The sequence below is a fragment of the Vibrio agarivorans genome (assembly GCF_030409635.1).
Classification (GTDB): Bacteria; Pseudomonadota; Gammaproteobacteria; order Enterobacterales; family Vibrionaceae; genus Vibrio; species Vibrio agarivorans.
The window spans coordinates 111,304-133,814 of record NZ_JAUFQF010000001.1 but is presented as its reverse complement, the minus strand read 5'-3'; the positions used below and the strand labels follow the sequence as shown (position 1 = coordinate 133,814).

General features: G+C 45.2%; 18 protein-coding genes and 1 pseudogene. 10 read left to right on the top strand and 9 right to left on the bottom strand.

All coding sequences use genetic code 11. The features are described 5' to 3' along the window. Nucleotides 1-6 precede the first annotated feature (6 nt). The 5 genes from QWZ05_RS00565 (at nt 7) to QWZ05_RS00545 (ending at nt 8,167) form a co-directional block, all read left to right on the top strand. Complete coding sequence (locus QWZ05_RS00565) at nt 7-867, top strand: HlyD family secretion protein (RefSeq protein ID WP_264875817.1); 861 nt, start codon at nt 7-9, stop codon at nt 865-867. A 12-nt stretch (nt 868-879) separates the two neighbouring features. Continuing rightward, a complete protein-coding gene (locus QWZ05_RS00560) occupies nt 880-2,280 on the top strand; it encodes an FUSC family protein (RefSeq protein WP_264875818.1) in 1,401 nt (466 codons plus the stop codon). A gap of 294 nt (nt 2,281-2,574) precedes the next feature. Continuing rightward, a complete protein-coding gene (locus QWZ05_RS00555; protein WP_264875819.1) occupies nt 2,575-4,239 on the top strand; it encodes a hypothetical protein in 1,665 nt (554 codons plus the stop codon). A gap of 210 nt (nt 4,240-4,449) precedes the next feature. Continuing rightward, nucleotides 4,450-6,633 (top strand): carboxylesterase family protein, encoded by a 2,184-nt coding sequence (locus tag QWZ05_RS00550; RefSeq protein ID WP_290295902.1) that lies wholly within the window; start codon nt 4,450-4,452, stop codon nt 6,631-6,633. A gap of 76 nt (nt 6,634-6,709) precedes the next feature. Beyond that, nucleotides 6,710-8,167, top strand: coding sequence for a phospholipase D family protein (locus QWZ05_RS00545; RefSeq protein WP_390216814.1), 1,458 nt, complete (start codon nt 6,710-6,712; stop codon nt 8,165-8,167). Nucleotides 8,168-8,264: 97 nt separating this feature from the next. Here the strand turns inward: QWZ05_RS00545 and tdh are convergent, their stop codons facing one another. Together tdh and QWZ05_RS00535 are read right to left on the bottom strand one after the other, a co-directional pair. Next, nucleotides 8,265-9,296, bottom strand: a complete 1,032-nt coding sequence (tdh, locus tag QWZ05_RS00540) for an L-threonine 3-dehydrogenase (RefSeq protein ID WP_264875821.1) — start codon at nt 9,294-9,296, stop codon at nt 8,265-8,267. Nucleotides 9,297-9,417: 121 nt separating this feature from the next. Next, nucleotides 9,418-10,611 (bottom strand): glycine C-acetyltransferase, encoded by a 1,194-nt coding sequence (locus QWZ05_RS00535; protein WP_264875822.1) that lies wholly within the window; start codon nt 10,609-10,611, stop codon nt 9,418-9,420. 274 nt (nt 10,612-10,885) lie between these two features. On the opposite strand from QWZ05_RS00535, the gene QWZ05_RS00530 reads away from it, so the two are divergent. Continuing rightward, nucleotides 10,886-11,365, top strand: a complete 480-nt coding sequence (locus QWZ05_RS00530) for a phosphate-starvation-inducible protein PsiE (RefSeq protein WP_264875823.1) — start codon at nt 10,886-10,888, stop codon at nt 11,363-11,365. Nucleotides 11,366-11,448: 83 nt separating this feature from the next. Here the strand turns inward: QWZ05_RS00530 and QWZ05_RS00525 are convergent, their stop codons facing one another. The 5 genes and pseudogenes from QWZ05_RS00525 to QWZ05_RS00505 all read right to left on the bottom strand — a co-directional run bounded on the left by QWZ05_RS00525 (nt 11,449) and on the right by QWZ05_RS00505 (nt 15,910). Continuing rightward, nucleotides 11,449-12,825, bottom strand: a complete 1,377-nt coding sequence (locus tag QWZ05_RS00525; RefSeq protein WP_290297085.1) for a sensor histidine kinase — start codon at nt 12,823-12,825, stop codon at nt 11,449-11,451. 17 nt (nt 12,826-12,842) lie between these two features. Further along, nucleotides 12,843-13,577: a response regulator transcription factor gene (locus QWZ05_RS00520; protein WP_264876235.1), complete on the bottom strand. Its 735-nt coding sequence runs from the start codon at nt 13,575-13,577 to the stop codon at nt 12,843-12,845. A 70-nt stretch (nt 13,578-13,647) separates the two neighbouring features. After that, nucleotides 13,648-14,355, bottom strand: a pseudogene (locus QWZ05_RS00515) (spondin domain-containing protein). A gap of 10 nt (nt 14,356-14,365) precedes the next feature. Next, nucleotides 14,366-15,049: a spondin domain-containing protein gene (locus tag QWZ05_RS00510; protein WP_264875825.1), complete on the bottom strand. Its 684-nt coding sequence runs from the start codon at nt 15,047-15,049 to the stop codon at nt 14,366-14,368. A gap of 156 nt (nt 15,050-15,205) precedes the next feature. Then, on the bottom strand, nt 15,206-15,910 hold the full coding sequence (locus QWZ05_RS00505) for a trypsin-like serine peptidase (RefSeq protein ID WP_290295898.1): 705 nt from the start codon (nt 15,908-15,910) through the stop codon (nt 15,206-15,208). A 118-nt stretch (nt 15,911-16,028) separates the two neighbouring features. On the opposite strand from QWZ05_RS00505, the gene QWZ05_RS00500 reads away from it, so the two are divergent. Beyond that, a complete protein-coding gene (locus QWZ05_RS00500; protein ID WP_264875827.1) occupies nt 16,029-16,946 on the top strand; it encodes a LysR family transcriptional regulator in 918 nt (305 codons plus the stop codon). Here the strand turns inward: QWZ05_RS00500 and QWZ05_RS00495 are convergent. Continuing rightward, nucleotides 16,929-17,318: a cytochrome b562 gene (locus QWZ05_RS00495; RefSeq protein WP_290295895.1), complete on the bottom strand. Its 390-nt coding sequence runs from the start codon at nt 17,316-17,318 to the stop codon at nt 16,929-16,931. The genes QWZ05_RS00500 and QWZ05_RS00495 overlap by 18 nt on opposite strands. Before the next feature lie 159 nt (nt 17,319-17,477). Further along, nucleotides 17,478-18,221 carry a phosphatase gene (locus QWZ05_RS00490; protein ID WP_290295893.1) on the bottom strand — a complete coding sequence of 248 codons (744 nt, stop codon included), beginning with the start codon at nt 18,219-18,221 and terminating at the stop codon, nt 17,478-17,480. A gap of 424 nt (nt 18,222-18,645) precedes the next feature. Here QWZ05_RS00490 and zwf point away from each other — a divergent pair, with 424 nt between their 5' ends. From zwf to gnd, 3 genes are read left to right on the top strand one after another with little or no spacing between them, the layout of a single operon-like run. Next, nucleotides 18,646-20,148, top strand: coding sequence for a glucose-6-phosphate dehydrogenase (zwf, locus tag QWZ05_RS00485; protein WP_290297082.1), 1,503 nt, complete (start codon nt 18,646-18,648; stop codon nt 20,146-20,148). Next, nucleotides 20,145-20,861 (top strand): 6-phosphogluconolactonase, encoded by a 717-nt coding sequence (pgl, locus tag QWZ05_RS00480; RefSeq protein ID WP_290295891.1) that lies wholly within the window; start codon nt 20,145-20,147, stop codon nt 20,859-20,861. Before zwf ends, pgl begins: the two co-directional genes overlap by 4 nt. Nucleotides 20,862-20,899: 38 nt before the next feature. Next, nucleotides 20,900-22,348 (top strand): decarboxylating NADP(+)-dependent phosphogluconate dehydrogenase, encoded by a 1,449-nt coding sequence (gnd, locus tag QWZ05_RS00475; protein ID WP_264875831.1) that lies wholly within the window; start codon nt 20,900-20,902, stop codon nt 22,346-22,348. Nucleotides 22,349-22,511 lie beyond the last annotated feature (163 nt).

Genomic DNA, 22,511 nt, shown 5'->3' with positions numbered 1-22,511 from the left:
TTTGTCATGTTAAAACGCTCAATCATAACCATTGTTCTTGCTCTTATCGCAGGCAACATATTGTACACTCAATATCAAACGTACTCTGAAAACCCTTGGACACGTGATGGCCAAGTCCGTGCTTATATCATCCAAGTGACACCACGCGTCACAGGACAAGTCACTCACATTTCAGTCACTGATAACTCGCGCGTTAAAGAGGGTGATCTACTATTTGAAATCGACTCAAGTATGTACAACGCAAGTCTTAACAAGGCGTTAGCTGCTGAAAAACAAGCCATTGCTTTGGTTAAAAAGGCGAAAAACGAAGAGACTCGTGCAGTAAAACTAGAAAAACGCACGCCAGGCTCTGTGCCAGTCTTGACGCTCAACAATCTCGCCAACGCAGTAGAAACCGCCGTTGCTAACCAAGAATCAGCAGCAGCTATGGTTGAAGAAGCCAAGCTTAACCTTGAATACACCAAAGTCTACGCACCAACCGATGGCTACATTACCAACTTCAACCTAAGAGAAGGTTCGCATGTCATCGCCAATAACCCGGTCGTAGCACTGATTGATGAAGACAGTTTTTGGATTGAGGGCTTCTTCAAAGAAACCGACCTACAAGGCGTCGACCCGGGCGATAAAGCCTATGTGACACTGCTTATGCAAAATGATGTGGTACTTGAAGGTGAGATCAAAAGCTTGGGCTACGGCATCTCAAAAACAGATGGCAGTACGGGCAATACGCTACTTCCCAATGTGAACCCTAATTTTCAATGGATTCGCTTGGCTCAGCGTATCCCTATCAAAATTAAGCTAAACAGCGTACCTGAAGGTGTTCAACTTCGAGTGGGCACCACAGCATCAGTGCAAATCATTAAATAATAGGGTTTTGTTATGTTTAGTCGGTCTACTCAAGAAGCGATAAAGGTAGCGATTGCAATCAGTGTCTCTATTGGTTTGGCAATCTTCTTTCAGTGGGAGAAACCTTACTGGGCTGGCATCACTGTGTTCGTTCTATCAATCACGGAAACTTACGGGCACTCTGTGCAGAAAAGCCGAAACCGTATCCTAGGCACTCTGCTCGGTATCAGCGTAGGCGTGACTTTAGTGAGCCTATTCTCACAAGACCGACTGATATTTTTAACCTTGATCACCCTATATCTTGGTTTTTGTATGGTGTTCTACAACCACCTTAAATTTGGCTACGCATTTAAAATCAGTGTTCCTGTCTGCTTTATTGTGGCCAGTATCGGGGGTTTTGATAGTGTGACGACTTTTAATTTGGTCGTACTCCGTATTCAAGAAACCATTTTGGGCGTCACTGTCTTTTCTTTGGTATTCCGTTTTATTTGGCCTCATACTACTGAAGAAGTCTTCTTTAGTGGCTACAAACAGCTGAAGCTCAGACTCGTGCACCTTGATCAACACCCAGAGAGTTTTACTGGTGAAAAGCTCGTGACGGAACTGGCTGTATGTAAGCAGCAAGCCCAAAAGCTGCATGAAATCCTCTCCTTGCCATTGAGCTATAGCCATAGATTGCAATATGAATATGAGCTATGGCAGCGCCGTGTCATGATCTTAGTCGTTTTTATTGACTATCAGTTACAGCAACTAAATGACGAAAATAGCAATGTTTACTCAGACACTACTCACTCAGACAATACCGATCGTACTTCACTCGGTCTTGCAGACATTCTTGAACACACTGAAGTGAGTGAGCTAGATGATGCCAGTGCACACTATTTCTCTCTTGTGGAAAGTCGCTATACCTCGATTGAAAAACACATCAAAGAAGCGTATCGCGAAGTAACGCTCAGCAAACCCAACTTTGTTCGTGCACTCAAGGGCATGAGTATGTTTGTGTCGGGATTACTGATGTGGATACACCTACCTATTCCGATGGGGCCTATGTTTCCAATGGTCATGGGGATTTTTGCTTGTATGCTGCCTTCCCTGCCTGATGTGATGATGAAACATGCGTTCTATGGCGTGATCCTATTTGGCGCCGTTTATACCGCCGAATACGTCCTAATCATGCCAACGCTGAGTGAAATTTGGCAGCTGTGTGGTTTGTACTTCATTAATACCATCGTTCTTTGGAAAGTGTTTTCCTCGCCTAAACACGTTGTTTATCGCCTTCTTGGCGGAAACTTAATGATGGTGATGACGATGGGGGCGCTAAATCTAACTCCGGTTTATGACGTGACGACCTCTATTTCCATGATCGTTTGCGTCATGTTAGCACTGTTAGTTGCACGTTTTTTCACCGACCTTTATAAGCCTCTACTTCGTTAGAGGTAAATTAACTTGATAAAAATCATATAGATAAATAAGACTATACTGTTTTTGCAAGCTGATTTTTCTCTTATGAGGATAACATCCTACATATGAGATTAACGTACTTTACTCGCCCTGTTTAAGATACCCCCACATTGATTGCTACGGACGAAACAGCGTAGCAACGTTCCGCTTCTCTGCAGAATGAAATTCGAGAAGTGCGGTAACCAAACAGCGAACAAGGGGTGTTCTCTGCTTCTTTACCCAAATGAGTATTCCATAGACTTGGTAACTCATATTATGAGTAACGACATGACAGTTTCTATTCAAGCAAAAAAATCAAATAACAAAAAACTATTAGTTTCTTTACTGACGGCTTCTTTGGCTGTGGCATTTTCTACTCACGCTGATGCAAAACATAGTGACCCTGAAGCAGCGGTTGCATCACTGCATGGTAAAGCAATTTTTCAGAAACATGGGTTAAGTGATGATCTGCCAAAACTTGGCATGAGCTCACTCGCTCAAGGCGAGCATCTAGTAGAACATGTTTCTCGAACGCTCACGATTGATGGCAAGACCAAGCAATCTGAAGCTTATATGGTGAAAAATACTGATAACAAAGGCAATATCGATCTACGCATCAAATACAACCCTGGTAGTATGGATGAAGATGAAAAGATCCTAGACGAAATTGAGCAGACGACACGCACGGAATATCGCCTTCGCAATTACGCACAAAGCTATGATGCTTCCTCGGTCAAAGCCGTTGAGCGTGAGGATGGCGTAGTCGAAGTCAGTTTCCAATATTCTAAATATGGGCTACCGCAAGATATCGCTTATTTCCGTTTCTTCAATGTAACGATCGAAGCGAAAGACGGTGTGCCATTACGTATGTTGATCACCAATAATAAACCTTTTAAATACGACAAATATGACGCTAAAAAGTACGAACAAGTCATTGAGTTTAACCAACTTGATAACGGTGAGTCTTACATTGCACGCAAACACATTTTGATTGAAGGTCAACACCGTAAAAAGTCCATGCGTTACGAATCTGAGATCACGCCTGTCGCCTTCTTTGATGACAACGAAGGTGTGACGGTTGTTGACCGTGATGGCTTAGCGGAAGTCTCTGATCCACGTATGCAAGTTCAAAACGTGAAACTTGACCGTGTCTTCCCACTTATGGGGGATATGGTTCGTCGTCAAGGTATCGACTTGCCTATGCCGTTCGGCATTTCTGTCGCTTACCGTAACCAAGACATGGATATCCCAATGAATGACTTCGTTATTCAAGGGGTTAGACTAAACGATCTGTTTGATCCAAGCGAGAGTACGGCAACTGTTAACGCAGAGAGTTTCACAGTCCGTGGTGATGTGAATATTCTTCCATTCTGGAATGTGTTTGGTTACCTCGGCCAAGTAAAAGTAGATGCGAATGTCGATGCACAATATACCGGTAAAGCGGGCGAAGCGATTCGTGACAAACTTAACGACAAGCTAGACGGTCTAGGTGACGCTTTCTGTGACGGTCTATCAGTACTTTGTAACACTGGCCGCTTGAATGTACCGCTTCACTTAGAGTATGACCTTCGTGGTGTGGGTACTACTCTATCCGTCGGTTACCGCGAGTTCTTCGCTTCTGTAACAGGCACTTACTCTCAAACTCGTCTTAAAGGTTTGGATGACTGGGGTGACGGTATTGTAACAGTGCAACCTATGCTGGGTTATCAGCTAGTCGATTACCGCGCACAGCTATTCGTTGGTGCAGAGTACCAAGGCTTAGATTCACGTATGCAAGGTACGGTAAAAACGGGTGACATTGAGTTTGACTACGATGTCGGTATCGACCTGAATCGCTGGGCGTTCTTAACCGGCTTTAACAAGCAAATCGGTAAGAACTACAACCTATCGGTTCTCTATAACAAAGGTGAGACGCGTGATTCATTCACAGTAAACCTAGGTTACCGATTCTAATAGTTCAACAGCCCTACTGAATTGGTAGGGCGGCATCCTTCATACGAGATTACGCGATTCCAAACTATCGCCGTATTATGGCACCTGAATTAAATAGCCACGTCAAATGCTCCAGTGATGGAGACCTACAACCGATGGATCTGCAGGTTTGACGGTACTGATGCGTAACTCGTTACTTTACCGAACACTACTATTGTGGAAACATTTTTTATGACTATTTCAAATCGTTCACTTATCGCTATCGCCCTGACAACTGTACTTGCCGGGTGTAACGTAGACAGCGATCCAACCGTTCCATTACCAACTGATCCAGAGCCGTTAGTGCCTGCACCAGCAGAAGAGATCACCGTACAAATCGGCGACACCGCAGTAAAAGCGATGAAAGAATCGCTGGTGATCACGTCAAACACTGAAAATGACAAAATTGGTTATGTTGAGGCGTTTAAAGGAATCAAGTTTGCTGAAGCTGAGCGATTTGAGCACAGTGAGACTGTTGATTTATCCGAATTACTTGCAGACAACGATTTTGTTGATGCCACTGTATTTGGTGATGTTTGCCCTCAAACCAAGAAAACAGAATTAGAACAGTCTGAAGATTGCTTGAACCTGAATATCTGGCGTCCAGTTTCAAATAATCTTGATGAGGCACTACCGGTATATGTATTCATTCATGGCGGTGATTTCGAGTACGGTGCAGGTTCAAATGCACTTGTTCAAGGGGATACTGTTGTCGCGCAAGGTGCGAGTGAGGGAAATCAGTTTATCTATGTCTCTTTCAACTATCGCTTGGGCCTACTAGGAACGCGCTGGGTGAAAGGTGCGAACACGAATGGTAACTACGGTATTGGAGACCAAAAAGCTCTATTAAAGTGGATAAACGAAAATATTGAATCTTTTGGTGGTGATAAGAATCGCGTTACACTAATGGGCCAGGGCTCTGGTGCTATGTCGATTGCTCTTCTTCAACAACAAGTTGAACAAGGTGAGCTGAATGGTGAATATATCGAGCGCGCCATCATGCAAAGTACACCATATGGTTTTGAATACTCTAGTTATGATGCTCGCAAAGCACGTTATGATGATCTAGGACTTGCCAAACTGCCGACAGACAAAGAGATTCCTGAGTCTCTGGATACTATCATTGATAAGCAGCGTGAAATGCTAAACCCTTTGAAGAAAATCGAATACTGGCTTCTACGTAATGTCGGTGCTTTAGATATTGACTGGACTGGTCTATTAAGTTCCAGTGATGAAGTAACAACAGATATCGAGCTTGGTGATGTTATATCTTACTTCTTAGGAAAATTAAGTGTACTTACGAGTGCGGACAATACACCCAATTCAGAGTTTATGCCATTTGCTCCTTACTTAGAATGTCATAAGACAAGTTTGCTATCTGGCTGTAAAGATCCTCAGTCTCAGCCAGTGAACAGTGACTTCGTTGTACCAACCGTTATCGGCAACAACGCAAAAGATGCAAACACAATGAGCATGTTACCAACACTCACATTCTTGATTCCAACAATTTTGGAGTTGCTTCAAGAAGATATTGATAACGGTACATTCGAACCTATCGAGGAAGATAACACTGCACTGAATCTATTAGCTTGGCTGCAACAAGATGACAACCAGCAACGTGTAGTCGATATGGTTTCTGGCATGTCAGCGGACGAAGTGAACGCACAGATTGAGCTGGGTGATATTCTAGAGCTACTTCCATCATCTGCATACGAAGCGGTGACGAAACTGTTCTTCGGCCTCGGTAATTCAGATATGAACAATAGCCTACTTGAGCTGACTGATTATGCACCATGGGCAGAGGGCGAACTTGGCGGAGCAACCAAGAACATGGCTCAATTTAAAATGCTCATGAACGATATGTTGTTCCAAGGTCCTGCTCGCAACCAAGCGATCAAGGCAGCCAATAACCCTGAAGCATCAGCAACGCTTTATCACTTTGCGTTTAAACCAAGCTTCAACGTTTGGACGCACAACACTGGTGGACAAGAAGGTGATCTAGATATTGGTGATTTGCTGAAATCTGTAGCTTGTTTGTCAGGTGCATGCAGTGGCTCAGAGCTACCGTTTATCTTCAATAAACCATTCAAAATGGATGGCACTGAAGTGAGCCCGATGAGTAAAGATCAAGCGCTAATGAACGAAATGTCTCGTCTGTGGTTTAGCGAGCAGTTGTTTACTGACTATGAATACAATGCCTCTCAAGACAACATGTTGTTCATTGATTCATCTGGTGAGTTTTCTCATGAGCTAGATTGGGACTCAGTACACAATGAAGCCACTGACACACACCTTCGCAATGGTCGACTTCAAGGCCTTAACGACCTCGGACTAATGCTAAATTACATGTTGGATTACGAAATCCCGCAGCAATAATCCAAACCAAACAACAATCAATAAGTGGCCAGTTATCTGGCCACTTTCATATCGACTTTACCTTCGGAATCTCACTATGTATTTCTCGCGTTTTCATGCGCTGATGGCGCTTGCATTTTCGATACTGGTGACAGGATGTGCCAGCCCTTACCCTCATGTAGAGGAAGACTTCCAAACTGATTGGCAAAGCCAAGAATACAACGCACAAGTTCACCTTTTACCGAGCGCGCCAGAAGCTCTTGCTCGCCGCATTGACTTGGTGCGCCACGCCCAGCAAAACATCGACCTCACCTACTTTTCGTGGGACAAAGATACGGTCGGACTAATGCTGGTTGACGAACTCGTGAAAGCAGCAGACCGTGGTGTGCAGGTTCGTATTGTTCTTGATGACTTGCTGGTATTCAACGAAAAGTGGCTAGCAGAAGCGGATCAGCACGACAATATTCAAATCAAACTGTTTAACCCGTTTGGTTCGCGAAAAATGGGTTGGTTAGGCCGAGCACCCAATTTTATGCTCAATCAACAGACGCTTGATCACCGTTTACATGAAAAATACTTTAATGTAGACCATGTCACCATGATATTGGGTGGTCGTAACATTGGTGATGCGTATTTTGGCTACAGTGACAGCGCTAACTTCTTTGATATGGACACCCTATTTAAAGGTGACATCATCACACCGTTTGCTGACAACTACCAAGCGCTTTGGGATAGTGAGCATGTCCAACCTATCAGCACCCAGATAAAAGTGAAAGCGGGAGCACAATATAAAGTACTTAACAAGGCAGTAAGTAAGTCTAAACGCAAACACCCTGGTGTTGTAATGGATATTGAAAACAACATTCGTCGCTTAAAGCCGCTTGAAATGATTGATGTCGTGGCAACACCGGTGTTTGACTCATTGGATAAGCTTAACGACCAACAGCCCTACTTCCGCTCACGTGCCGAAAACACGATAAAAACAGAGTTAGAGGCGGCTAAACAGGTGACGATTTCAACGCCGTACATTGTACCATCACAGAATAAATTTGATGTTATAGAACAATTGACTGAACAAGGAACGGAAGTCTCCCTGTTTACCAACTCATCGGCATCCAATGACTCACTGTTTATCCCTGCTTATTACAAACAGCATCGTCAAACCTTGCTGGACATGGGGGTAGATATTCATGAATATCGTGACCAAGCCGTCAACGAAGACCATTTCTTCCATGTTGACACTTACTATCACAACAAAACGTTGATCGTAGATGACAAGCTGACTTACATCGGCTCATCTAACTTCGACCCACGTTCAGATTTTCTCAATGTCGAGTTTGGCGTGTTCATCCAAAGCGAAGCATTCGCTAAAGATGTGCACCACTATCTTACCAAGCAGCAAAGCACACTTTACTGGCATGTAACCAAAGATGATGAGGGAAAAACAACTTGGGAGTCAAACGCAGAGATTCACTCTAAAGATCCGAATTATGGTTCTTGGCATAAAGTTCCAGATTGGATTTTTAAGAAAATGGATGGCGAGTTTGAGCTGTAGCCAATTTAAAGATTCGTAACTCAAGTATTACTACAAAAATAAAACAGCCTCGGCTAAAAAACCGAGGCTGTTACTTATCTAAACGAGAAAGTCAGTATTATTCCCAATCAAGAATCACTTTACCCGACTGACCGCTACGCATCACATCGAAGCCTTCTTGGAAGTCTTCAATCTTGTAGTGGTGAGTGATGATTGGTGATAGATCTAGGCCTGATTGGATCAATGAAGCCATCTTGTACCAAGTTTCAAACATTTCGCGCCCGTAAATTCCTTTAATAACAAGGCCTTTAAAGATCACTTGGTTCCAGTCGATGCCCATATCTGATGGCGGAATACCGAGTAGAGCGATACGACCACCGTGGTTCATGGTTTCTAGCATCGTGCTGAATGCTGCTTGAACACCTGACATTTCAAGACCCACATCGAAGCCCTCTGTCATGCCAAGTTCAGCCATAACATCTTTCAGGTTCTCTTTCGCTACGTTAACTGCGCGGGTCACACCCATTTGACGAGCAAGGTCTAGACGGTATTCATTCACATCGGTAATCACTACGTGGCGTGCGCCTACGTGCTTCGCTACTGCTGCAGCCATGATACCGATTGGGCCTGCTCCTGTGATAAGCACATCTTCACCAACTAGGTCGAAAGACAGCGCCGTGTGCACTGCATTACCGAACGGGTCAAAGATTGATGCAAGATCATCAGAAATACCTTCAGGGATCTTAAATGCGTTAAATGCTGGGATCACTAGGTATTCAGCAAAAGCACCTTCACGATTTACACCGACACCGATCGTGTTGCGACACAGGTGAGTGCGGCCGCCACGACAGTTACGACAGTGACCACAAGTGATATGGCCTTCACCTGAAACGCGATCGCCAATCTCAAAGCCACGAACTTCTTGACCGATTTCAACGACTTCACCTACATATTCGTGACCAACAACCATAGGTACAGGGATGGTATTTTGCGACCACTCATCCCAGTTGTAGATGTGTACATCAGTACCACAGATAGCGGTTTTCTTGATTTTGATAAGCAGATCGTTGTGACCAATCGTTGGCTTTTCAACTTCAGTCATCCAGATGCCTTGTTCAGGCTTTAGCTTAGAGAGTGCTTTGATTTTCATACTTTTTACCTAATGTTGTTCTGCACTAACGATTTTCGGTGCAGAACAAAGAATCACTTTTATACCTCAACCATAGTTGGCTTCCTCAGACAAAGGTGAGAAAGCCAAGCAATCAAGATAATTAGATGATGCCCATCTCTTTACCCACTTCGATGAAGGCATCGATAGCGCGGTCAAGTTGCTCTGGAGAGTGAGCTGCAGACATCTGTGTACGGATACGTGCTTGGCCCTTAGGCACGACTGGGAATGAGAAACCTACAACGTAGATGCCTTTCTCAAGTGCGCGCTCAGCGAACTCGGCAGCGACTTTCGCATCACCTAGCATGATTGGGATGATTGCGTGATCCGCACCACCCATAGTGAAACCTGCAGCTTCCATACGAGTACGGAAGTGCGCAGAGTTTTCCCATAGACGCTCGCGTAGATCGCCACTCTCTTCTAGAAGCTCTAGAACACGTAGAGAAGCATTAACAATTGCAGGTGCAACCGAGTTAGAGAATAGGTATGGACGAGAGCGTTGACGTAGCCAGTCGATCACTTCTTTCTTACCTGAAGTGTAACCGCCTGAAGCGCCACCCATTGCTTTACCAAGCGTACCAGTAATGATGTCGATACGATCAACAACGTCGTGGAACTCGTGAGTGCCTGCACCAGTTTTGCCCATAAAGCCAACAGCGTGAGAGTCATCAACCATAGTTAATGCGCCGTATTTGTCCGCTAGGTCACAGATTGCCGGTAAGTTTGCTACCACGCCGTCCATAGAGAACACGCCGTCAGTTACGATAAGGATATGACGAGCACCGGCTTCTTTAGCCGCAATCAGTTGTTGCTCAAGCTCAGCCATGTCGTTGTTTGCATAGCGGAAACGCATTGCTTTACACAGACGAACACCGTCAATGATCGATGCGTGGTTTAGAGCATCAGAGATGATTGCATCTTCTTTGCCTAGGATGGTCTCAAATAGACCTGCGTTCGCATCGAAACATGATGTGTAAAGAATTGTATCTTCTTTACCAAGGAAGGTAGACAGCTTCTGCTCTAGATTTTTGTGAATGTCTTGAGTACCACAAATAAAGCGTACTGAAGCCATACCAAAACCATGCTCATCCATACCTGCTTTACCTGCTTCGATAAGTGCAGGGTGGTTAGCAAGACCTAGGTAGTTGTTTGCACAGAAGTTTAGTACTTCTTGACCTGTTGAGATCTTCACTTCAGCTTGCTGCTGAGATGTAATCACACGTTCAGATTTGTAAAGACCTTCAGCTTTAACTTCTTCAATTTGCTGCTGGATTTGCTGGTAAAATGCAGAAGACATTGTTGTTCCTTCCTAATTTCGCCTTGAGTACCTACTCAAGAACTCAGTGACTTTAGCCTTTATGTGATAGGGGTCACAGGCAGTTCGTTATCAATTAAGTCTAGTGTAATTCAACACTTTCAGAAGGATTATCCCTTTAGGTGGAAAATCATTAGTGAATCTGAGGCATTAATCATTTCTGTATCTAAGATGCACGACAATTAAACCACCAAGCTCACAGGAGTTTGCTACCTTTAATTAGAGTAATGGATTCATTTTTAAGGATAAAAAAACTGTGAACTCTTCTCCTTTACCCAAAAGGTTTACCCAGACCTTTCTCAAGGTTTACCACACAATTGAAGCCGTGCTTTTGGTGGCGATAACGTTAGCGACACTTGTTGCGATCTTTCAAGAATTCCATCATGTATTTGTCAACAAAGCGGTCTTGTTAACCGACATTCTATTGATGTTCATTTACCTTGAAGTGCTGTCGATGGTTCATCAGTTCGTTGCACACGGGAAGATCCCCGTTCGCTACCCTATTTATATCGCCATTATGGCGATTGCCCGCTACATAACTTTAGGCATGAAAGAGTTAGATGGTGTGTTTGTGGTTTGGTTATCTCTAGCCGCCTTAATTTTGGCTCTGGCAACCTTAGTGATTCGTTTTGGTCATCACTATTGGCCATACAAAAATTCAATGTTGGGGTTTGCTGCGCTACTTGAAGAAACTAAAAAGGAAAAAGCACAAGACCAGACAAGTAAAACCGAATGAATCAATAAGCAGGAGAGCTGACGCTATGATGAAACCCACTAATTTGCCGCGCAGCTCTCTAACATAGATAAACTGAGCTGATGCTACTTAGCCATATTCAAATAGAAGGCCTGTTGATAGCTATGCTCACTTTCCGTGGTTTCTAACACGCTGTAGTGAAGCATTAATATTGATTTTACTATTCTCGTACCGATACCCAGAGAGCCAGAAGGTGCAGCCTGATCTATGGCATTTCGACAGACAAATTGGATCTTACTCAATGTCGCATCAGCAGTAACATTGCACTCGACACGCTCACCGTGAGGGCTATGCCTCAATGCGTTATCCAGCAAATTGAGAAACAGCCTTTCCAGTAACCCTTTGTCACCGATAACTGCGGTGCCAGGGTCAACACTGACCACTAATTCTATGCCTTTACGTTGAAACTGACTTCGCAGCATTTCTTGGCACTCATCGAGCAATCTGTTCAACGATACCGCTTGGTATTCATAGCTCGGCACCACCGCTTCTTTCTTAGCTGTGTCTAGCAAGGACTCAAGCTGGCTCGAGAGTTTATTGCTGTTTCGATAAGCCACTTCAATAAAGGGATCTTCTTCGCCATGTTGCATCCGCCAAGTTTCCAAATAACCCAGCACACTAGATAGCGGCGTTTTTAAGTCATGGCTCAACTGAAATAGGCTCTGTTTTCGAGCCGAGGCTTGATACTCCAATAACAGAAACTGTTGTTGAATATGCTTGGCCATCAACTGATAAGACTCGGCTATTGGAATCAGCTCTGGAACTTGGTGGGTAAAGTCTGGGCTTAAACGAAACTCGTGTTCGGCTTGCTGCTGAAGTTCCTCTGTTACCTTCTGAATAGGGCAGAGTAAACTGCGTTTAACCAACCAATACGCCCCGACAGCAAAGCCTAAAATCGAGAGCAACACTAAAACAGTTAGTGCGGTATAAGGTGTCCCTACAATCGATTCTGCGATTACGCTGTGTTGTGTGCTGCCAATCACCACATACAGATAACCCACTATAGATCCTAACTCCTCAATCGCAGCCACTGAAAACACGGTCGACTCGTGAGGGTTTCTTGGGTCATCCCCTAAGATAGGAAACTTATCATTCGCCAGAAAACGTTTGATTGGCGCAATATCAACAGTCCCCATGAGTTGGGCACCTTCTGGCGCAGCATGCGTAGTGATCTTACCCTGACTGTCTAAAAAGTAGATCTCAAAATCAGGGCCAATCAGCATTAAGGTATGAAAGATCGATTTGAGGGCTTTGGGGTTATAGTCGGTGCCAATCATCAGAGGATTATCATCGCGCATGTGACTTGCGAGATCTTTGTGTAGACTCTGTTTGGTGACTTGCTCTGTAATATCTCGTTGCCAGTTATAGGTAGTGACAATCGCCAACATAGCAACACAGAACCAGATACTGGTGAAAACAACCAATCTCGATTTGAAACTCATTGCCATACGTGTCGCCTCTACGCTTGTGGCTGAAACTTATAGCCCACACCCCAGACTGTCTGAATAAACTGAGCGGCTTCATCAGGCTGTGCGAGCTTGGTTCTTAAACGGTTGATGGTTGAACAGACGGTGTGATGATAACCCACGTGGTCAGTATGCCAAACATGCTGCAATAGCTCGTCTTTACTATAGACTCGACCGGGGCGGTTGGCTAAAAAGGCCAAAAGAGAGAACTCTGTGGCAGTAAGGGGAACATCTTGGTCATTCAAAGAGACTCGGTGTAAATCTGGCATAATCACTAGGGTGCCAAAATGAATCGAGTTCGGTGTTTGCGGTTGAGTGTCTAAATCGGTTTTAGGCGCAGCATTCCTTCGCCTTAGAATATTGCGTACTCTTGCCTGAAACTCAAGCACACTAAAAGGCTTAGCAATATAGTCGTCTACGCCAGCTTCAAGACCTTCGACTTTTTCCATTTCACTGCCTCGTGCCGTCAACACCAGCACCGGCACCCAGTCGTCTTGCTGCCTAAGCTGATAACAGATATCGAGCCCATCACCATCAGGAAGCCCTCTATCGAGCACAACCAAATCAAAGCTATGTTGTTGATAACACGTTAACGCTTCTGCGCAGTGACGTGCTCTGACTGTTTGATGACCTTGAAACTTAATATGCATCTGAATCAGTTCCGCCAAATCATCATCGTCTTCTACTAGCAAAATGTTTGCGACACGACTTCCCACCTGATAATCCATGACTCCTCCCCACCCTAGAGATTGCCTACTCGTGACATGACCGAGGTAGAGAGGAATTTCTTTCATTGGATTACTCGATTCGGGTTATCACAAGCTGTGCTCCCGGATTTAAAAAGCGGTGGTTGGCAGACAATATCGAACTTGCCAGACCATCGTCCTGCGAGATCACACCTGAATGAAAGGCTACGCGATCGTCATCATTTCGGTCGGCATTAAAACCTTCGCCGCCGCCAGCTGGGCCAGGAATCGTTGCTGCGAGTTCATCGTTCGCTTCCGTGCCAGAATCTCATACACTCATGTTCATTGAATAACTCTCACCAACGGCTAAGCCTGAAACACTGATACCAGTTTCCCCCACGAATGCATCGTTGGTATTAACCAGCATTGACGCTACAGATAGGTAAGGGTAACTCGAGTCAAGTGTCACCTCAACTCTGTCGGATGCCCCCGGTAGTAACAGACCATTGCCAGATAACCCTTGTTCAATGGCATTATTGCTCTCCATCAATGCAATCAGTTCTGCATTGCTTCCACCCTCCGCAAGGTATTCAAGTTCAACCGATGCAGCGCTGCCGACTTCAAATAAGCTGTAGTCGCCTGTATGTGTCAAAATCGCCAGAGGTGACATCGGTTGATTGACGGTGAGGTTTGATACTGACACGCTGTAACGCATCGTTGCCTCGTCACTCAAGGCGCTGACATTATTATCATCATCATTGTGATGACACCCTGCTATTATCGCTAAAGTACCAGCGAGAACTAAAATTCGACTTTTCATATCTCCCCCCTTACTTCACAACAATAGTGATGGTCGCCACTGGGTTTAACCAACGATGCGAGGCATTGTCTAAATCACTGATACCACCAGAAGCGTTACTGTCACCAATATTGCCTGGGTGAATATGCACCTTGTCATTTGTCACGCTTGCTTCAACACCCGTACCACCAGAGCCAAAGGTAATAAAAGGTGGATTTGGCATACTACCTGCCAACTCATCGTTCGCTTCCGTGCCGGCATCGTAACCATATAAGCTCGCCGTATAGGTGCCGGCTTCACTTGGAATCACCCAACTGTCTAATCCAACAAAGCCGTCATTGGTTGGCAGAAGCATCGCGCTCAGTGATAAGTAACCCATAGAGCCACTGTCTAAATCAAAGGTCGTACTCATTCCTGGGTCAAGAATTCCACCGGCAGGGTTTTCCACTACAACACCCCCAGCGTTACCAATCACTGTAGAGAGTCCTGATATATCACCGCCTTCAGCCATCGATTCTAGCTCGCTTGAAGCCGCCTCTCCGGTTCGGAACATATAAAGGTCACCACTGTGGGCAGCCACGATTAGTGGTGTAAAGTAGATGCCTTTGGTGGCATTAGTGACGGTGATTTCGAGTTCAGCCGCTTGTGTGAACGACGCTGACATGGCTATCGCTGAAGTTGAAACCAATAAACTAAGTTGAGAGAGTTTTAACATGTTGAATCCATCCATTTGTGTTGAGAACACTTATAGAATGCGCTTCAACTCTCACGAGGCTTTCATTGAATTCTCATAAAAGTCTCACAAGTTTTTCACGGGGTCATTTTACTTGCTAATATTCGTGCTTGTTAATATTCACTCCCGGTAATCTTGTTAGTAGCGACGACAGGCAGAGGGCTTTAACTTATTTCTAAACGCGATATTGGGCACCGCAACTTGTCGGATGCGTCCTTTTGAGTCCTCAGCTTCTGCGGAAATCACACCCACCAACACCCATTTATTCGACCTCTTTCTTAACAATGGTCCGCCTGAATATCCTAGCTCAATATCGCAGTTTTTGATTCTAAGCCCCGTCTTATCGCGCGGTGGCAGTGCATATTGACAGTCATGCATCGCCAGTAGTTTTCCCGAGCCACTATTACCATAACCAAACATGGATAGACTGGTGTTCTTGAATGAATCTTTATCGATATCAATGGGATCAATACTGCACCCAACCGCGGTACTTAACGTGATAACCGCCCAATCGTTGTATATCAGCGCCTCATCAAACTCGCCTTTGGGAAGTGACTTAAGACCAACCGTGTAATCTTTAGCAAATGAAGATAGTCGGTAGTCTCCAGAAGCAAAGCCGGCAAAAAACTGGATTTTAGAAGGAGGAAAGAATGATCGAGTTTTATTGTCATAAAGACAGTGCGCTGCCGTGACGATTTGATGAGAGCGCACGATGGTGGCCGTGCACTGCTTATTCCCCGCCTCTAGCCAACCAATGGCATCAATCGCAGGAGTTTTGGCTGAAACCCATGAGACATTGAGCAATACACCACTAATAATCCCCATCAAGTATAACGCCTTCATAAGCGCTTCCTCCACCCTATCACCTACTCTCAATAAGCTAGTCCAAGGATGATTGAATTCCTACCCTCAGTTTGTGTTATTCTAGTCGCTATATTTCGCCAATTCATCGAATCCGATTATGGTCAACGCTAAGCTTATCGCGCTTCTACCCGATCTCGCTTCTTACATACTCATTGTAAAAGAAGGGAGTTTTACCGCAGCAGCTAAAAAGCTGGATGTCTCGCCATCAGCGCTCAGTAAGCTCATGACAAGGCTTGAAAAAGCGCTGAATGTAAAGCTTATCCAACGTACCACGCGTAAACTCATAGTGACCGACTCAGGCCAGAAAGTGTATGAGCAAGCAATAGTGATGCTCAATGCGGCACAACAAGCGGTCGAGGTTTCTACGATTGACCACTCTGAACCTGCTGGCACCGTGACGGTTGCGGCCCCCGAAGCATTTCTTAACTCTGTACTGCAACCTTTCGTTGAACCATTTCTCAAGCAATATCCGGAGATAAACCTGCACTTACGTGCCGTCGACGGAGAGATAGATCTATTTAAATACGGTATTGATGTTGCGTTTAAATTGACTGATACGCCGGATGAGGCGTTGGTACTAAAAGAGCTGGGTAAAACCGACTTGGTGCTGTGCGCAAGCCCAGAATACCTTACTCAAAGGGGGACGCCGATGCATCCCGACGACCTCAACCTTCATGACTGTTTATATCTTGCAGAAACAAACAACGATAACCTCTGGAGCTTTATTCGTGGTGAAGAGTTTCAAACAGTTGAAGTTCATGGACGCTATGCGGTAAACCATTCACAAATGCGATTAACCGGCGTCAAGCAAGGGCTGGGAATTGGCATCTTCCACGATTTTGTCATCACAGATGCGCTAGAAAGTGGTGAGGTAGTCAGGGTGTTAGACGACTGGCATATTAAGAGTAACTATTACGGCGCAATTGCGATGCAATATGCGCAAACCAAGTATATGCCAGCCCGCCTAAGGGTATTTATTGATTACATTAATGACAATCTAGGCCTTGCCAAATAGTCGCTGCCATATCGATGGGTTGCGCTTATCGTGATATTCAATACGTAGCTCATCGATTTGACGCAAGCTTTGTTGAGCTTGCTCAAAATTGCCGTCGGTTAAATGCTGTTGTACTTCAACAACGGAATAAGACAAACGCTTGAACCCTTCCATATAAAGCTGGGACTTCTCTTCAGGGTAGGTCGCCCCTTTAGACGCTTGAATCAATTTACTCAATTGCGCAATTGGCGCTTGCATCTCATCGACTGACGCAGCCTCTGCTGCCTGCTTGAATGACAAACGCATCTCTTGCATGTTGGCTTTTAGATCAAACTCACCTGCCGAGAGTGAAAAGCTCATCACTAACAACGCGGCAACTGCGGTGTGCTTCATAAAACTTCCTTTTATTCTAATCATATTGGCAATTTACAATGTAAATCGAGAGCGCCAATATTTTACCTCAAACACATAAAATGCAAATGAACGTTAACATCTTGTTACCCAATATCCAAGGGTGGCTCGAAGTTATCAGTTACTTACAAAAACCTCGTGCTACAGCGTACCAAAGGCTTCAATTTTTGCGCGGCCACGCAACTCCAAAAACGAAGTGAAACGTTGAACACTTGAGGTGATCACTTGCTCGGCTGGAATCCCTACTTGATTGAGCAAGCTGTTCACTAAAGACAGATTACCTACATCGCTGCAATAGTGAGCATCACTGCCGGTTGTAAGATAAGCACCTGCGCGTTTAGCCACTTCTGCAATCTCATAACAACGCTCAACACTGCCTACTCGGTTATTGCCCACAAGTGTTGTGTTGTTGATCTCAATCGCCACGTTATGTTCCGCCGCGCTGTAGATGACTGACTCGAAGTCAAAGTCAAAATTAGGGTTACCCAAATGACCCAGCGCATCGACTCGACCAGACTTAATGGTGTTAATCAGTGCTTGGGTGTGAGTGCTAACATTGGCAGGATGGAATACGGGCTCATGAAAGCTTGCAATCACCCAGTCGAGGTTGCGATCAACACTCGGGTGCAGGTCTATCTCACCCTCGACATTGAGAATATTTGCTTCAACCCCACGAACAACGCCAACACCGTTGATGATACGGGGCAGCACTCTTTGATTTGAAAAAAACCAATAGTGAGGCGCACCCGGCATCGATTCTGCGTGGTCAGTGGTGCAAAAGAGTTTTAAGCCATTCTGTTGGGCACTTGCTGCATTTTCGTTCAATGTACTATAAGCATGGCCGCTGGCATAAGTGTGGGTATGGGTATCGACAACTAACTGCATTTATCTTCCTCATTTATCATGTTTTCGTTCTATTTATTCGCCCTAGTGTACACCGCAAAAGTTCTAGAAAAATGACTAAAGGGCACGATATGAACAAAAATCACTCCACGCATTAAGCAATCGTTTACTTAGCAATGTGTGATCTTGCGACAAATCGATGCAAAACGCTTTGGAAAGGTTGATGTGTGTCAAATTCTCATAGACAATAGCCCACTATTAAGTAGCACGTCAGTTTAGGCACTATAGAAATTACCTATTGAATCAATAGCTAATTTCATATGTCACTATACCCTGCGCCTTGATAGGTTACGGGTATGAAAAGTTAGGTGATTACTGCGTTGTTTAAAACGCGCAGTTTATGAACAATGACCTACACTGACGAAGAGAAAAAGTGTTCTTCGCCTCCCTGAATGAAGGAAAGATGATGGTAATACCTGAAAACAGCTGCATCGTTATTTTTGGTGCTTCCGGTGACTTAACGTACCGTAAATTGATCCCTGCGCTTTATCACCTATACGCAGATAAGCAGCTTCCCCAATCATTTGCCATCTTAGGTGTCAGTCGCACCGAATACAGCGACGACTCATACCGTGAAAAGCTCAAGAAGTCTCTACAAGAGATGGAGAAAACTGAGCCTGCTATCCTAGATGCTTTCATTGAACATTTGCATTACCAAGCAGTTAATACCGCTGACAGTGCTGATTACGTAAAGCTTAAAGACCGCCTGAGCGATCTACGCAACGACTACAAGTTCGATTCGGCAAACACGCTATTTTACTTGGCAACCCCACCAAGCCTATACAGTGTGATTCCTGCAAGTCTTGCTGAGCATGGCCTTAATAACGAAGCGGATGGCTGGAAACGCCTAATCGTTGAAAAACCGTTTGGTTATGACCTCGCTTCTGCTCGTCAACTCGACAAAGACATTCACGAGCACTTCCAAGAGCACCAAATATACCGTATCGACCACTACCTTGGTAAAGAAACGGTACAAAACCTATTGGTATTCCGCTTCTCGAACGCGATGTTCGAGCCACTATGGAACCGCAACTACATCTCCTATGTTGAGATCACGGGCGCAGAATTCCTTGGCGTAGAAGAGCGCGGCGGTTACTACGATGGTTCAGGTGCAGTACGTGACATGTTCCAAAATCACCTACTACAAGTTTTAGCTATGGTAGGCATGGAGCCACCAGCCCAAATTAACGCTGACTCAATGCGTGATGAAGTGGTGAAAGTGCTTCAATGTCTCAAGCCTCTTGAAGAGCATGACCTGCGTAACAACTTGGTACTGGGTCAATACACTGCGTCGGACGTCCGCGGAGAGCATCTACCGGGTTATCGTGAAGAGCATGGTGTAGCCGAAGACTCTCGTACAGAAACCTATGTGGGGCTAAAAGCGTACATCAACAACTGGCGCTGGAATGGTGTTCCGTTTTACGTTCGCACAGGTAAACGCCTACCAACCCGCGTAACCGAAGTGGTTATCCACTTTAAGAACACACCACACCCTGTATTTGGTCAGAACGCACCTGAAAACAAGCTGATTATTCGCATCCAACCGGATGAAGGTATTCAAATGAGCTTTGGCTTGAAAGAGCCAGGCGCTGGCTTTAAAGCCAAAGAAGTGAAGATGAACTTCCATTACGCATCACTGCACGAGACACATATGCTTACCGCTTACGAGCGTCTATTGCTTGATGCTCTCAACGGTGATGCTACTCTATTTGCTCGTAGCGATGCGGTTGAAGCGTGTTGGAAATATGTTCAACCTATCCTCGATTTCAAACAAGATCCGCAAGCGCTATTTGGTTACGCTTGTGGTACATGGGGCCCTAAAGAAGCGGATGCGCTGCTTAATCGCGACGATCGTGCTTGGCGATTCCCATGTAAAAACCTAACAGACACGGACTACTGCGAACTATGATCAACCACAAGATCTTTCAAACTGCAGAGCAGGTTGTTGAGAGCCTAGCCAACGACATGACGTCGTTTAGTGAGCTAGGCCGCCCTGTTCACATCTCTCTTTCTGGTGGTAGCACACCAAAGATGCTGTTTAAACTGTTAGCAACTGACGCTTACGCGAACAGCATACAGTGGCAAAATCTACACTTCTGGTGGGGTGATGAGCGTTGTGTTGCTCCTGATGATGCAGAAAGCAACTATGGTGAAGCTAACGCACTCCTATTCAGTAAAGTGAACCTTCCGGCGGAGAACATCCACCGTATTCGTGGTGAAAACGAGCCTCAACAAGAAGCCGACCGTTTCGCGAAAGAGATGACTGAAGTCATCCCAACAGAAAATGGCACACCTGTTTTTGACTGGATCTTATTGGGTGTTGGTGCCGATGGTCACACTGCATCGCTATTCCCAGGTCAAACAAACTACTCGGATGAAAATCTCGCTATTACGGCTCCTCATCCAGAGTCAGGCCAAATCCGCGTATCGAAAACCGCAAAAGTACTTGAAGCCGCTAAGCGTATTAGCTACCTGGTACTGGGTGCTGGCAAAGTCGATATCGTACACGAAATTCAAAACACTCCTGCTTCAGAGCTGCCTTATCCAGCGGCTAAGATCCAGTCTAAGACTGGTGAAACAGAGTGGTATTTAGATTCAGACGCAGCGGCGAAAATCGCATAAGCGGTTGCTCGTCCAAATATATTAATTGGAGAGACACAATGAAAGGTGATATCGGTGTAATTGGCCTAGCAGTAATGGGTCAAAACCTTATCCTAAACATGAACGACAACGGCTTTAAAGTTGTTGCTCACAACCGTACTGCTGCGAAAGTAGACGAGTTCCTAGAAGGCCCAGCAAAGGGTACTAACATTGTTGGTGCATACTCTCTAGAAGAGCTGGTAGAAAAACTAGAAGCACCACGTAAAGTGATGCTCATGGTGCGTGCTGGTGCTGTTGTTGATGCGTTCATCGACAACCTAATCCCACTTTTAGACGAAGGCGACATCATCATTGACGGTGGTAACACCAACTACCCTGATACAAACCGTCGCGTTGCTCATTGTCGCGAAAAAGGCATTCACTTCATCGGTACAGGTGTTTCTGGTGGTGAAGAAGGCGCACGTTTTGGCCCTTCAATCATGCCAGGCGGCGCGGCTGAAGCTTGGGAAGCGGTTAAGCCAATCTTCCAAGGCATCTCTGCAAAAACTGACGCTGGTGAGCCTTGCTGTGACTGGGTTGGTAACGACGGTGCGGGTCACTTCGTTAAGATGGTACACAACGGTATCGAATACGGCGACATGCAGCTTATCACTGAAGCTTACCAGTTCATGAAAGACGGTCTTGGTATGTCTGCTGACGAGATGCAAGCGGTATTCGCTGACTGGAACAAGACTGAGCTAGACAGCTATCTAGTAGAAATCACTGCTGACATCCTTGGCTACAAAGATGAAGACGGTGAGCCTTTAGTAGAGAAGATCCTAGATACGGCAGGCCAAAAAGGTACTGGTAAATGGACGGGTATCAACGCACTAGACCTAGGTATTCCTCTAACGCTTATCTCTGAGTCTGTATTCTCTCGTTGCCTATCTGCACTGAAAGACCAACGTGTTGAAGCGGAATCTCTATTCGGCAAAACAATCACTCCAGTTGAAGGTGACAAGCAAGAGTGGGTTGATGCACTACGTCAAGCTCTACTGGCTTCAAAAATCATCTCTTACGCTCAAGGCTTCATGCTAATGCGCGAAGCGTCTAACGAGAACGGCTGGGACTTAAACTACGGTAACGTAGCGCTAATGTGGCGTGGTGGTTGTATCATCCGCTCTGCATTCCTTGGCAACATCCGTGATGCGTACGAAGCAAACCCAGACATCGCGTTCCTAGGTTCTGATGAGTACTTCAAAAACATCCTACAAGGCAGCCTAGCGGCATGGCGCAAAGTAGCAGCGAAATCTCTAGAGTCAGGCATCCCAATGCCATGTACGATTTCTGCGCTATCTTTCCTAGACGGTTACACAACTGCTCGTCTACCAGCGAACCTGCTTCAAGCTCAACGTGACTACTTCGGTGCTCACACTTACGAGCGTACTGACCGTCCACGTGGTGAGTTCTTCCACACAAACTGGACTGGTACAGGCGGCGACACGGCTTCTACAACTTACGACGTATAAGTCAGCTAACATTTAACTTCGTTAGCTATATTCGTTAGCAATAATTAATGCAAAGGCTAGACACTCAGTGTCTAGCCTTTTTCGTTAATCAGCTAATCGCATTGCTGACACCTAAATTGCCTGAATTCCTTCAAGGCATTCTTTATACGGTTCAAGTCGCCTG

Coding starts and splice junctions, on each gene's coding strand:
- QWZ05_RS00565 (WP_264875817.1), top strand. CDS start 7: ATGTTAAAACGCTCAATCATAACCATTGTTCTTGCTCTTATCGCAGGC.
- QWZ05_RS00560 (WP_264875818.1), top strand. CDS start 880: ATGTTTAGTCGGTCTACTCAAGAAGCGATAAAGGTAGCGATTGCAATC.
- QWZ05_RS00555 (WP_264875819.1), top strand. CDS start 2,575: ATGACAGTTTCTATTCAAGCAAAAAAATCAAATAACAAAAAACTATTA.
- QWZ05_RS00550 (WP_290295902.1), top strand. CDS start 4,450: ATGACTATTTCAAATCGTTCACTTATCGCTATCGCCCTGACAACTGTA.
- QWZ05_RS00545 (WP_390216814.1), top strand. CDS start 6,710: ATGTATTTCTCGCGTTTTCATGCGCTGATGGCGCTTGCATTTTCGATA.
- tdh (WP_264875821.1), bottom strand. CDS start 9,296: ATGAAAATCAAAGCACTCTCTAAGCTAAAGCCTGAACAAGGCATCTGG.
- QWZ05_RS00535 (WP_264875822.1), bottom strand. CDS start 10,611: ATGTCTTCTGCATTTTACCAGCAAATCCAGCAGCAAATTGAAGAAGTT.
- QWZ05_RS00525 (WP_290297085.1), bottom strand. CDS start 12,825: ATGAGTTTCAAATCGAGATTGGTTGTTTTCACCAGTATCTGGTTCTGT.
- QWZ05_RS00520 (WP_264876235.1), bottom strand. CDS start 13,577: ATGGATTATCAGGTGGGAAGTCGTGTCGCAAACATTTTGCTAGTAGAA.
- QWZ05_RS00510 (WP_264875825.1), bottom strand. CDS start 15,049: ATGTTAAAACTCTCTCAACTTAGTTTATTGGTTTCAACTTCAGCGATA.
- QWZ05_RS00505 (WP_290295898.1), bottom strand. CDS start 15,910: ATGAAGGCGTTATACTTGATGGGGATTATTAGTGGTGTATTGCTCAAT.
- QWZ05_RS00500 (WP_264875827.1), top strand. CDS start 16,029: ATGGTCAACGCTAAGCTTATCGCGCTTCTACCCGATCTCGCTTCTTAC.
- QWZ05_RS00495 (WP_290295895.1), bottom strand. CDS start 17,318: ATGAAGCACACCGCAGTTGCCGCGTTGTTAGTGATGAGCTTTTCACTC.
- QWZ05_RS00490 (WP_290295893.1), bottom strand. CDS start 18,221: ATGCAGTTAGTTGTCGATACCCATACCCACACTTATGCCAGCGGCCAT.
- zwf (WP_290297082.1), top strand. CDS start 18,646: ATGGTAATACCTGAAAACAGCTGCATCGTTATTTTTGGTGCTTCCGGT.
- pgl (WP_290295891.1), top strand. CDS start 20,145: ATGATCAACCACAAGATCTTTCAAACTGCAGAGCAGGTTGTTGAGAGC.
- gnd (WP_264875831.1), top strand. CDS start 20,900: ATGAAAGGTGATATCGGTGTAATTGGCCTAGCAGTAATGGGTCAAAAC.